The 12,914-nt window shown below is 62.8% G+C and carries 7 protein-coding genes; 5 read left to right on the top strand and 2 right to left on the bottom strand.

Annotation, left to right across the window (positions count from 1 at the left end):
- Nucleotides 1-21: 21 nt before the first annotated feature.
- A complete protein-coding gene (locus E5675_RS16070; RefSeq protein ID WP_136175415.1) occupies nt 22-1,416 on the bottom strand; it encodes an FAD-dependent oxidoreductase in 1,395 nt (464 codons plus the stop codon).
- 243 nt (nt 1,417-1,659) lie between these two features.
- Here E5675_RS16070 and E5675_RS16075 point away from each other — a divergent pair, with 243 nt between their 5' ends.
- Nucleotides 1,660-2,766, top strand: a complete 1,107-nt coding sequence (locus tag E5675_RS16075; RefSeq protein ID WP_136175416.1) for a LacI family DNA-binding transcriptional regulator — start codon at nt 1,660-1,662, stop codon at nt 2,764-2,766.
- Here the strand turns inward: E5675_RS16075 and E5675_RS16080 are convergent, their stop codons facing one another.
- Nucleotides 2,767-4,119, bottom strand: a complete 1,353-nt coding sequence (locus E5675_RS16080; protein ID WP_136175417.1) for an MFS transporter — start codon at nt 4,117-4,119, stop codon at nt 2,767-2,769. It abuts the gene before it with no gap.
- A gap of 503 nt (nt 4,120-4,622) precedes the next feature.
- On the opposite strand from E5675_RS16080, the gene E5675_RS16085 reads away from it, so the two are divergent.
- The 4 genes from E5675_RS16085 to acpA all read left to right on the top strand — a co-directional run bounded on the left by E5675_RS16085 (nt 4,623) and on the right by acpA (nt 12,610).
- A complete protein-coding gene (locus E5675_RS16085; protein WP_168707899.1) occupies nt 4,623-7,628 on the top strand; it encodes a TonB-dependent receptor in 3,006 nt (1,001 codons plus the stop codon).
- 67 nt (nt 7,629-7,695) lie between these two features.
- Nucleotides 7,696-9,282: an amidohydrolase gene (locus E5675_RS16090; protein WP_136175419.1), complete on the top strand. Its 1,587-nt coding sequence runs from the start codon at nt 7,696-7,698 to the stop codon at nt 9,280-9,282.
- Nucleotides 9,283-9,464: 182 nt separating this feature from the next.
- On the top strand, nt 9,465-10,910 hold the full coding sequence (locus E5675_RS16095) for an alkaline phosphatase family protein (protein WP_136175420.1): 1,446 nt from the start codon (nt 9,465-9,467) through the stop codon (nt 10,908-10,910).
- A gap of 41 nt (nt 10,911-10,951) precedes the next feature.
- Nucleotides 10,952-12,610 carry an acid phosphatase gene (gene acpA, locus E5675_RS16100; RefSeq protein WP_136175421.1) on the top strand — a complete coding sequence of 553 codons (1,659 nt, stop codon included), beginning with the start codon at nt 10,952-10,954 and terminating at the stop codon, nt 12,608-12,610.
- The last annotated feature ends 304 nt before the right edge of the window (nt 12,611-12,914 follow it).

The raw sequence follows: 12,914 nt of genomic DNA on the forward strand, positions 1-12,914 counted from the left end.
TTCCGGGAAGCCGTGCCACGATCACCGAGCGGCGCTGACCGCGGGATAGACAGTCAGTTCGATCGGGGCCTGCGGATCGACGACATTGTCGAAATCGATCACCGCACCCTGCGCGATCAGCGTTTCGCGCAAGTGCTCGAAATTCATTGCTGACATGCTGTACCCGTGCTTGACGCTCAGTGCGGCGGCCGTTCCCGCGCCCTGCCCCATTGCCATGCAGGTCGCCATCACGCGCACCGAGCCGAAGCCGGGACCGTCTGCGCTCAGGCAGCGGCCCGCCGTGACGAGGTTGACGCTGCCGCGCGGCACCAGGCAACGGAAGGGAACATTATATTCCTGCCGCGGGATGACGAGGCCATTCTGATCGTTGCTGTCGCTCGCATGGATGTCGATGACGTGCGCACCCTTCGCGATCGTGTCGGGAAAGGCCTTGGGAAACAGGATGTCGTCGTGTTGCAACTCGTAGAGGCCGACGATGTGATAGGATTCGCGCACCCCCGTCTGGATGCCCGATTTAGCCAGCCAGCAGTCGCGAAATTCCGGGAACTCGCGGCGCAGGATTTCGATGATGAGCTGGAGATTCTCGCGCAGACTGCATTCGGTTCTGGTGAACCATTCGGGATCGCTGGCGTCGGTCGCCTCGCGAAGCACGTTGATGCTCACCATGCCGTCATGGAAAAATTTGTTGATCCACGGGCCGCCGAAAATCGGAATCTCGCCCCCCTCGTTGAGTTCGAGCAGCCGGTTGCGGATCGTTTCGGACACCGGCAGCATTCCGTCGACGGCGTCGCGGAACAGATAGTCGAGCGCGTCGGTATCGACGCCGCCCAACTGGAACCACAATGTCGCCGGCTGCAGCACGTCGCCCTTCGTGGTCGGGAGACCCGCCGCGCGCACGAGATCGGCGTCACCGGTACAATCGACGAACGCCTCCGCCTCGTACGCGACGCGGCCTGCCTTGTTCTGTACGATGACATGGGTGACGCGGTCGCCCTCGACGACGCAGTCCGAAAACCAGCTATGATAGAGCAGGGTCACCCCGCTTTCGAGCAGAAGGCGCTGCGCGGCGAGTTTCAGTATCTCGTCGTTGACGGGAAAATTACCGCTCTCGAGCGAGACGTTTGCGCCGCCGAGTTCGGCGGCTTTCTGGAGGAGTTCAAACGGAATTCCGCCAATATGCTGCTTACCGAAATGACGGAATTCGCTGATCGGCGTTACCAGCGCGCTCGTCGACATGCCGCCGACGAATCCATAGCGTTCGATCAGCAGCGTCCTTGCGCCGTTGCGGGCCGCCGCCACGGCAGCGATTAGCCCAGCGGGGCCGCCGCCACAGACGACGACGTCATAGCTGCCCCCGACGGGCACCTCGCTGCTCGGCACGCTGATCGACGCATTTTGCTTGAATATCGCGGACATACTTCTTCTACTGGCCAGTTTGGATGGTGAATGGGGCGCGCGCCCGGCCGCACTGAAGCTGCCGCCTGAATCGCCCCTGCAAAGCTATTAGATATCGATAATGTTTTCCTGCCATATGCCCTCCTGCTAGTCAACTCTGCTTTTATCACTATGATATATAGAAATATAATTAGAACATTGCGGATCATAGGCGCATCGCAGAAATCGCTGAAAATGCAATAATGAGATAACGATAATGTTATTTTGCGCGTCGTTATGGGCGCTAGAACTATCATTCAAGGAGGTGCATGCATGGTGGAAACAAGCAGGGGGCGGCGTCAGCCCACACTCCAGGACCTCGCGAAGGCCGTGGGGCTGACGGCAAATACGATATCGCGCGCGTTGAACGACCGGCCGGGAGTCAGCGCGACGACCCGCGCGTTGATCAAGGCAGAGGCCGAACGCCTCGGCTATGTTCCCAATGTCCATGCCCGCTCGCTCGTCCTCGGCTCGCGCAAGACGATTGGCGTGATCGTCAGCAATATTTCGAACCCCTTTTTCTCGGATCTGGTCAGCGAGGTCGAGCTGCAGGCGCAACATGCCGGCTACACCGTCCTGCTGCTCCTTTCATACGAATCGGCGGAACGCGAGCGCGATGCCATTGACCGGGCGCTGCGATCCGGGTTGGACGGCCTCATCGCGGCGCCGGTGCAGGAACGCTCGACCGCCTGGACGCCGGTGATCAAGGCGGGCATTCCGCTGGTCCTCGTCAGCCGCGAACTCCCCGAACTGGGAGTCGATTTCTATTCCACCGACAATGACGCGGGTATCCGGCTCACGACCGATGCCGTGCTGGCCATGGGCGCGAAGGACGTCGTGCTGCTCGATGAAGACATGCCCTTTTCAACCATCCGGCTTCGGACCGAGGGATTCCGGCATTCGCTCGAGCAGCATGGGCTGACATTCGACCCTCGATACAATCTCGCGCTCATTCCCCCTGCCCGCTCGTTTCGCGTTTCCCAGTCGTGGCATGCCGACGATGCCTATCGCGTCGCCGCCGACTTACTGGATCGTGGCCGGCGCCCGGATGCCTTCGTCGTTGGCGACGACTATTATGCCCTCGGCCTGTACCGTGCGCTACGCGAGCGCAACATTCGCATTCCCGACGACGTGATGGTGATGGGATGGGGAAACCTTCCGTTCACACGGTTCATGGAGCCGCCGCTTTCCACGCTACTCCTCCCCTTCGAAGAAGTCGCCCGCCGCGCCACGCGCCGCCTTCTCGACCATATTCAGGGCACGGCCGACAAGCAGATCGTGACCGAGCGCATCGTTCCGGAGCTCGCGATCCGGGCATCGACCACCTGCTGATCAGGCACCGGTCGCGGCCGCACGCCTTGTTCGGCTCCGTCCGATCACCAGGAACAGGATCACCGCAGAGACCGGGTGCAGGATCGCCAGCCCCGCGAACAGCGCGATATAGTCGAACTGGGCGAGAAGCGATCCGGCCAGCAGGTTGAGGACGAGGGAGGTACTGGCGCCGACCGCGCCAAGTATTCCCACCGCGGATGCGTTGATCTTGACCGGAAACAGGCCCGCAAGAAGGACGTTGTATCCGACGAACCAGGCCTGACAGACCGCGACGACGACGGTGATGATGGCAACGGCGACGAACGCGCTCGACGCCATGGTGATGAGGGCGCCCAGCGGCATCAGCGCGGCACTGAGGGCGAAGACGCGAAGCTGAACACGGATGGGATCATGCCCACGCTCCGTATAGCGGTCGACCAGGCGGCCAAGCATGATGCAGACCACCACCGCGACGATATAGGGGATGCCGCCGACGAAGCCCAATTCGGCCAATGACAGCCCGGCGCGCTCCTGGAGATAGCCCGCGCTCCAGAAAAGATAGAAATACCAGACCGGGTCGCTGATCATGCGCGCCGCCACGATCGCCAGGAATCTCTTGTCCCCGAGCAGTTCCTTGACCGATGGAGCCTTGTCGTCGACGGCTTCGGGCAATGGCGACGGAACGTTCGGCACTGGCTGCGCGGACGAGTCGTTCTTGGTGTCCGTGAACCACCACATGATCGCGACGACGATCCCGACCACCCCCGGTATCACGAACGCCATGCGCCAATTGAGGCCCGTCGCCATCAAAGCGATCAAAGGCGGGGCGAGGATGGCGCCGATATTTCCGGCCGGCGTCGCGATACTGATCGCGAGAGCGCGGCGTTCGACGGGAACCCAGTTCAGGATGGCGCGCTGAACGACCGGAAATGCGCCCGGCTCTGCGGCACCCATCAACACCCGGGACGCCGCTAGATGCCCGAAGCTATGGGACAGACCCGAGGCGATGTTCGCAACGGACCAGCCGATCGCGAACACCGTCATGCACACCCGTGTGCCGACCCGGTCGATCAGCCGCCCGCTCACGACATACATGACGATGTAGGGCAGCATGAACGCGAAGGTCAGCAACGAATAGGCTTCGTCGTCGAAGGCAAGTTGCGTCTTCATGACCGGCTTGAGGATGGCCAGCGTCTGCCGATCGAAATAGTTGAGGACCAGCAGCGCCATCGCAAGGCCGATGATGAGCCATGCCTTTCGGGGCATTTTCTTTACCGGTGCGGGGTCGGCGGGCGCGGTCGGGGCTTGGGTCAACGGACGGGTCCAATCGATTGAGGGTGACGGGCCGGAGCGCCGGCCTCGGGTAAGGCGCATGTTGCAATCCCATCGTTCAGATCGAGCATTCTGGCAACGAACGCGGTCGCGATCCCGACGATATCGGGCTGGATTGAGGGTCTTTCGCTGCCGGAGCGGGACGCGCCGCGCGTCCGCCCGGCCTTGGGGAGCATCCCACGCTGTTCGCGCGGTCGGCGCGCCGATGCCGGCGCATGGAAGCTCATGCCTCGCGATTTGACGGCAGCCACCGCGCCCACGCGTCGCACCCGGCCTCCGCGCGGTGGGCGCGCGCCGCCGCGACGGCCATTGGGTCGAACAGCGGCCGGCACGCCGGCGGGCGGCCTCAGCGAGATAGCATGCGTGTCACGAATCAAACGCCCCGACCTCCTTCATCAAACATTATCGTTATCGTAAAATGACACAGTCGATCTGTCCATAGGGGGATTTCCGCCTAAATGAATTGCACAAATATGTCGCAAATCCGTGTGATAGCGAGGTTATTGACTATTGGAGTTCAATCTGGCAGTTCTACATTAACGATATTGTCGATAAAATGTCGTGGCGCAGACAGAGGGTTCGGTCCGCCGGACCGCGGCCTGCACCACGCAAAATTCATATTATCCAATAAAAACAATATTTTAGTGGAGGATGTAATGAGGTCTAAGACAAGCCTGTTTCTCGCGGCATCGACGGTTTCGATGTTGATGGCATTCGCCGCCCCCGCATTTGCCCAGCAGGCGCTATCGCCCGACGCCGGACTTTCCGGCGATGGAGACGCAGGGCAGGCGAGTGAAGGCGAGGCGATCGTCGTCACCGGTTCGCGCATCGCCCGGCCCGAACTCGAGTCCCCGATGCCGGTCAGTGTTACCAACATGGAGCAGGCGCTCGACCTCGGGCGAATCAGCGCCATAGAAGCGCTCGAGCTCGACCCGGCGCTGGGCACCAATCAGAATCTCAGCAGCGACGTCAGGGGGTGGGATGCGGGAATCGCGGCGGTCAACCTGCGCGATCTCGGTACCAACCGCAGCCTGACGCTGATCGACGGGCAGCGTCGCGTGTCCGGCTCCGCGCGATCCTCGGCGGTCGATATCGGCATGATCCCGGTGAGCATGATCGATCGGATCGAGGTCGTGACCGGCGGCGCCGCAGCGATCTATGGCGCCGACGCGGTGACGGGTGCCGTCAACGTCATCACCAAGCGCAACATCGAGGGCCTGCACATTTCGGGACTGGCCGGCATTTCGGAGCAGGGCGATGCCGCGAAATATCTGGTTTCGTTCGCCACCGGCGGCAAGTTTGCCGAGGGTCGAGGCTCCTTCTCGATCGGCGGCACCTATTCGCAATCCAATCCGCTGATCTACACCGACCGCTTCGACTGGCGCGATTGGCCGACCTATCGGGCGAACCCCGAAAATACCGGCATCGATGACGGCATTCCCGATCGGGTGCTCGCGCCGAACACCCGCCAACTCTATTTCGATTACGTCCCGACCTATTGGCTGAACGGCCAGCGCTACAAGGTCGAGGGCGGCAATGTGAGCGAATCCAATTGCGACATCGAATATAGCCCCGGGCAGTACGCCGTATGCGATGGCGGCGACGGCAGGAACCTGAGCGACCGCGATCAATTTCGGGGTGGGCTCAAGTCGTTGGCGCTGATGGGGCGGGTCGATTACAGCATCACCGACGCCATCGAATTCGGCGCGCATTTTTCCTATTCGCGCCAGAAATATGATGGGACGTATAATTATTGGCGCGACGACAGCCGGACGACCTATTTCTCCGGCCCGGTCCCCGGCGGGCGCGGCGCCAGCGCGAAGTTGGACAATCCCTATCTGCCCGACTCCGTCCGGCAGGTGATGCTCGATAACAACCTGACCTCGCTGTATATCGACCGGACCTATGGCAACTTCCCCGAGCGGGAAGAGGATCATGACCGGGAAAGCTACACGATCGGTTCCTCGCTCAGCGGCAAGCTGGGCTCCCGGTTCAAATGGGAGGCGTTCTGGCAATATGGCCGCGTGACCGACAATGTCACCGAAGCGAATGTTCCCTGGAAATCGCACTGGATCGCCGCGCGCGACGCCATCGCCGATCCGGTGACCGGCGACCCCATCTGCCGCGATGCGGCGGCCCGCGCACAGGGCTGCGTGCCGTTCGACATCTTCAGCACCGCGCCGGCGACCGAAGCGCAGATCAAGTGGGCGATGGCCGATCGGCACGAGAAGCGGATCAACACGCAGCAGATCTACGGCGCGAACATCAGCGGCCCTCTGTTCGCGCTTCCCTATGGCGATGTGTCGGTCGCCGTGGGTGTCGAGCATCGCAAGGAAACGCTGAAGACCACGGATGATCCGCTCGCGCTCGCGGGCGAGCTGGTTTACGGCGCCGGCCCGTCCGAACACCCCGAGCTCGACAAATCGTTCAATGTGAGCGAGGCCTATGGGGAGGTGGTCATCCCGCTCCTCAGCGACCTGCCGTTCGCGCGGCGGCTCGAAGTCGAGGGCGCCTATCGCTATTCGGATTATAGCACCGTCGGCAGCACACATGCCTGGAAAGCCGGGGCGATGTGGTCGCCGGTCGAGGGCCTCAGTTTCCGCGGCGTCCTCTCACGAAGCGTCCGCACGCCGAATTTCGGCGAGCTTTACGAGGCGAAGGTCGAGACGCTCACCGGCGCATATACCGATGCCTGCTCGCTGGCGCTCTATTACGCCTCCGAGACGCGGGCGGCGAACTGCAAGGCTCTGGGCATCGACACCCCCTTCGAGACCCCCAGGATCGGGCCGGTCGTCGTCACCGGCGGCAACCCCGATCTCAAGCCCGAAACCTCGAACAGCCTGACGCTGGGCGCGATTCTGCAACCGCGGTTCCTGCCGGGTCTCGATATCACGGTCGATTATTGGGATATCGACATCAAGAATGTCATCACCCAATTCTCCTACGCCACCCTTATCCGGCTCTGCGTCGATGCGCCGACGATCGACAATCCCTACTGCGCACGCGTGACCCGCGATCCGGCTACCGGCTATGCGACGCGGGTCGAATCGAACCAGCTCAATGCCGCCCGTCTCTATGCGCGCGGTGTCGATATCGGGCTGGGCTATCGCCGGCCTATTGGCGAGGGCACGCTCAGCCTGTCGTTCAAGGGGACCTATCTGCTCGACAAGGTGACCGAAACCACACCGGGGATCCCGGAAGGCGATGTCGTTTCCGACGGTGCCTGGGAGAATCCGAGGTTCCGCGGCAACCTTCTGATGGCGTACAAGATCAACGACCTCAACATCGCGCTCAACACGCGCTTCATCAGCGCCGCGACCTATGAGCTGAACACCGATTCGGATGAGGCCTATCCGCGCCAGCATATTCCGGCGAAGGTCTACAACGACCTGTCCGTGCAATATGATATCGGGGAAAAGTATCAGTTCGGCTTCGGCGTGAACAATATCCTCAATATCATGCCGACCCATATGCCGACGATCTATCGCGACGATAGAATCTATGGCGTTGTTGGCCGCTATTTCTTCACCACGATCAAGTTGAACTTCTGATCCGGAGACTGGAATGGCAGGCGAGGGGCGCCCCTCGCTTGCCATTCGCAGCCAGGAGAGCCGAGGCATGATCCGATCCCCCCTTGTCATTGCGGGAGCGCTGGCGCTCGCTTTCCCCGCCGCCGGGCAGGCCGCGCCGCGCGGCGCCAAGACCGAGGTCGTGCGCGGCGTCGAAGCGCGAGCCAAATTGTCGCAAGTCATCAACGATCAATTGTTCAGCTATGCCGAGGTCGGGTTTCAGGAACATGAGACCGAACGCTATCTGAGCGCCCTGCTGGAAAAGCACGGGTTCGCGGTCGAGCGCAACATCGCCGGGCTGCCGACCGGCTGGGTCGCGCGGTGGAAGAACGGCACCGGCGGCCCGGTGATCGCGCTGGGCAGCGACATCGATGGCATCCCGAAAGCCAGCCAGACGCCCGGTATCCCGTGGCGTCAACCGATGGTCGATGGCGCGCCAGGCCATGGCGAGGGGCATAATAGCGGCCAGGCGATGAACATCGTCGCGGCGCTGGCAGTGAAGGACTGGATGGCTCGCACGAACACCGCAGGCACGCTGGTGATCTGGCCGGGCGTCGCGGAGGAATTGCTGGGCGGCAAGGCCCGTTTCGTCCGCGCTGGCGTGTTCAAGGATGTCGACGCGGCGATCTTCAGCCATGTCAGCAGTCAGCTAGCGACTGCCTGGGGCCAGCCCAACGGCACCGGCATGGTCAGCGTCGAATATATGTTCGAGGGCGAGAGCGCGCATGCCGCCGGCGCTCCATGGCGGGGACGCTCGGCGCTCGACGGCGTGATCGCGATGGCGGACGGTTGGGAGATGCGGCGCGAACATCTGCGCCCCGAGCAACGATCGCACTATGTCATCAGCGAAGGCGGCGACCAGCCCAATGTGGTGCCCTCCGAAGCCAAAATCTGGTTCTATCTGCGCGAAATGAATTTCGACGCCATCGAAAAGATGCTCGCGACCGCCGACGCCATCGCCGACGGCGCCGCCAAAATGACGAGCACGACGGTCAGCCGGAAAATCCTGGGGGTGGCGGCCACCCAGCACTTCAACCGGCCGATAGCGGAAGCGGCGCAGGCCAATATCGTCGTGGTCGGCCTGCCCGAATGGGACGCCGACGATCAGGCGTTCGCGCGCGCGGTGCAGGCGAATGTCGGCGCGACGGTGACGACCGGACTGCCGACGAAGCTGACGGCGTTCGGCCCGCCGCCCGAGGAGCCGAAATCGGCCGGATCGGACGATATCGGCGACGTCAGTTGGACAGTGCCCACGATCACCATCCGCTATCCGGCCAATATCCCGGGGTTGCCGGGGCATAATTGGGCGAACGCTATCGCGATGGCGACTCCGATCGCGCACAAGGGCGTCCAGGCAGGCGCCAAGGTGATGGCGATGACGGTCGTCGACCTGCTGACCAAGCCGAAGCTGCTGGCGGACGCAAAGCGCTATTTCAGCGAGGTGCAGACCAAGGACCAGCATTATGTTTCGATGCTGGCGACGGACGATACACCGCCGACGTGGCTGAATGCCGAGACGATGGCGCGGTACAAGCCCGAGCTCGCGAAGCATTATTATGATCCGCAACGTTACGGGTCGTATCTGGAGCAGCTCGGGGTCCAATGGCCGACGCTGACGAAGGGGCCGGCGAAATAATGCCTGGTTGAACGGCAGGGATCACGCTGGGCCGGTTTGCTGAAACGCCAACCGCCCGCGGGCGAGACGCGCTGTCGGCGCCTTGGCGTCGGGATCGTTCATAAGCCCGTCTTCGACATCCATTCGCCTCTCGATCGCGGGTGGGTTCAATCGAAACGGATAAACGAAGGAAAAAGCGCCGGATGTCGACGACGCCTCCATTGACCCGCCGCCGCCTGCTCACGAACGCGGCGCAGATCGCGTCGGTCGCCGCAGCGTCGATGTTGATGCCGCCCAATGTGCAAAAGCTGATGGCACAGCCGCTCCGACGCGCGGGTACGCTGAAGGACATCAAGCATGTCGTGCTGCTGATGCAGGAGAATCGGTCGTTCGATCATTATTTCGGCATGCTTTCGGGCGTACGCGGTTTCGGCGATCCCGATGCCCTGACGCTTTCCACCGGCAGGAGCGTCTTTCACCAGCCCGATGCCGCGAGCCCCGACGGCTATCTGCTGCCGTTCCACCTCGACAGTTTTTCGACCAACGCGCAGAAACTGCCCTCCACCAGCCATGCCTGGACGGTGCAACATCAGGCGTGGAACGGCGGCAGGATGGATCAGTGGCTGCCGGCTCACCGCGCCGCAGACGGCGTCCATGGCCCCTATACGATGGGCTATTTCAAGCGCGAGGATATCCCGTTCCACTATGCGCTGGCCGAGGCGTTCACGATCTGCGACGCCTATCATTGCTCGGTAATGGGACCGACCTGGCCGAACCGGTTCTATCATATGACCGGCATGCTCGATCCGGAGGCGGCGGGCGGCGGGCCGGTGATCGAAAACATCATGCCGCCCGGCGGATTTCGCTGGAAAACCTACCCCGAACGATTGCAGGACGCCGGGATCGACTGGCGCATCTATCAATATGGCGAGATGGGGAAACGCCCCAACAACATATTCAAATATGTCGCGCAATTCCGGAACGCCCCCGCGGGTTCGCAACTGGCGCAGCGCGGGTTGCCGGACGCCGACGAGGGCCGGTTCGCGCATGACGTGCTCCACGACCGCCTGCCGACCGTCTCGTGGCTGATGCCCTCCGCCGTTGGGTGCGAGCATCCCGATTATATGCCCGCCGCCGGCGCCGATTTCATCGCCCGCCGGCTCAACGAACTCGCCGCCAACCCGGATGTCTGGGCCAAGACGGTTTTCATCCTCAACTATGACGAGAATGACGGCCTGTTCGATCATGTCGCGCCGCCCGTGCCCCCGGCCGGAACGCCGCATGAATTCGTCGGCGACGTGCCGATCGGCGCCGGCTTTCGCGTGCCGTGCATCATCATATCGCCCTGGACGGCCGGTGGCTGGGTGTGCAGCCAGCCGTTCGACCATACGTCGACCCTGCAATTCCTGGAGCTGATCACCGGCGTCCGCGAACCCAATATCAGCGAGTGGCGCCGCCAGACCTTCGGCGATCTCACTTCCGTTTTCCGGTTCCGTCACCCAGCCGCAGGGCCGCCCGTCCTGCCGGCGACAGACGAGTCGTGGGCCCTCGCCAGAAATAATGCAGCAACGATGCCCTTTCCCTTCGTTCCCGGATCCGGCCAACAGCTTCCGGTGCAGGAGCGCGGCGAGCGCAAGCGAATCCGATAAACGTCAGACAGGGCGCCGCGGCCCCGCATGAGGAAGACGAGATGAACGAGAATCCCCCCGGTTCGGACGAACCGCTTTCCCCGGAGCGCCGCCTGTTGCTTGGGGGCCTCGCCGCGGCGGTGGGCGCTGCGGCAATCGGCGATGCGGGAGCCGTCTCCCCACCGGCGGCACCCGCCGCCAAGCCGGTCACCAATGCGGCATTGCGCGAGGCCATCGACACGGTGGTGGTCATCTATGCGGAGAACCGCAGCTTCAACAATCTGTTCGGCGATTTTCCCGGGGTCGAGCAGCCGCTTTCCGCGGTGCGCCCCGAACGCTATCTCCAGCGTGACCGCGACGGCAGCGTGCTGAAACAATTGCCGCCGATCTGGGAAGGGCTGGTGCCGCACCGGCAGGTCGTCGAGCACCGCGAATATCTGAGCGACGAGACAGTCTATGCGCCGCTCGCCAATGCGCCGTTCGCGCTCACGACGCCCGAAGGCGATCCGCTGCCGCACGGTCTGGTGACCCGCGACCTGGTCCACGCCTTCTACAACAACCAGTTGCAGATCAACGGCGGCCGCAATGACGGCTTCGTCGCGTGGGGTAACAGCGGCGCGCTCGTCATGGGCTATTATGCGGACAATGCAGCCAACCTTCGGCTGTGGCAGATCGCACGCGAATTCACCTTGTGCGACAATTTCTTCATGGGCGCGTTCGGCGGGTCGTTCCTCAACCATCAATATCTGATCGCGGCCCATCCGCCTTATTATCCGAACGCCGACACCAGCCCGGCGAAGGGACGCATCACCGTGCTGGACGACAGCGACCCGCGCGGCATCCGTCCCGGACAGACCGCCCAATCGCCAGCCAGCGCGATGGAGGGGCCGGTGCACTTCGTGCCCAATTCGCTGACGCCCGATTTCTACGCGGTCAACACGATGATGCCGCCCTATGCTCCGAGCTACGAACTCGATGCCACGCGGCCAGGGTTTACGGACTGGTCCAGCGCCAGGACGCTCCCGCCCCAACGCCACGACACGATCGGCGACATGCTCGCGGCCCGCGGGGTCGATTGGGCGTGGTACGCCGGCGGCTGGGGCGCGGCGCTCGCCGGGCACGGCACCGACGCGGAATTTCCCTCGCGGCCCAACTTCCAACCTCACCATCAGCCGCTCAACTATTTCGTGCAGTTTGCTCCCGGCACGGCTAAGCGCGACCGGCACTTGCGCGATGGCGGTCACGGCGAAACGGCGCGGACCAACAGGTTCCTGGCGGACGTCGAGGCCGGGCGCTTACCCGCGGTCAGCTATTACAAGCCGCAGGGCAACCTCAATATGCACGCCGGCTATTCGGATGTCGATGCCGGCGACCGCCATATCGCAGGTGTGATCAACGCATTGCGCAACAGCCCGCAATGGGAAAAAATGCTCGTCATCGTCACCTTCGACGAAAATGGCGGGTGGTGGGACCATGTCGCGCCGCCCAAAGGGGATCGCTGGGGCCCCGGGACGCGTATTCCCGCGATCATCGTCTCTCCCCATGCGCGCCGCGGGGAAGTCGATCACACGATCTATGACACCGGCTCCATCGCGCGTTTCCTCACACGACGCTTCGGGCTGAAAAAGCTGCCAGGATTGGTCGAACGCGAGCGCGCGATGGTCGCCGCCGGTGAGCCGCCACCGGGCGATCTCACAGGCGCACTCGCCTTCGACGGATGAGTAGCACGTCCAGCTCCATAGTGCGGGTCCGGCAGTGGATCATGCGACCGCAGCTCGTTTTCCCAAGTGCGACTAATCTAGGCCCCCACCGACAATACCGATTGCTCGCCTTCGAGCGCGGGAACGGCAAGAGAATCCCGACGGACCACTGTTGTTGAACGTCAGTTAGGCCATGCTGGTAATCGTCGGATGAAGTTCTCAATTTAAGAGCGTTTCCGATTTAAAGTCGGCCTGATATGACCCAAGCCTTCATCCATCCGAATTAGAGCCCAGCGGCCTCCGCAACCGCTGATACTGGCCGGTA

The sequence above is a fragment of the Sphingopyxis sp. PAMC25046 genome (assembly GCF_004795895.1).
GTDB lineage: Bacteria > Pseudomonadota > Alphaproteobacteria > Sphingomonadales > Sphingomonadaceae > Sphingopyxis.

Excerpts from the sequence above, each read along its gene's own strand:
- E5675_RS16070 (WP_136175415.1), bottom strand. The coding sequence starts at position 1,416 with ATGTCCGCGATATTCAAGCAAAATGCGTCGATCAGCGTGCCGAGCAGC.
- E5675_RS16080 (WP_136175417.1), bottom strand. The coding sequence starts at position 4,119 with ATGCGCCTTACCCGAGGCCGGCGCTCCGGCCCGTCACCCTCAATCGAT.
- E5675_RS16090 (WP_136175419.1), top strand. The coding sequence starts at position 7,696 with ATGATCCGATCCCCCCTTGTCATTGCGGGAGCGCTGGCGCTCGCTTTC.
- E5675_RS16095 (WP_136175420.1), top strand. The coding sequence starts at position 9,465 with ATGTCGACGACGCCTCCATTGACCCGCCGCCGCCTGCTCACGAACGCG.
- acpA (WP_136175421.1), top strand. The coding sequence starts at position 10,952 with ATGAACGAGAATCCCCCCGGTTCGGACGAACCGCTTTCCCCGGAGCGC.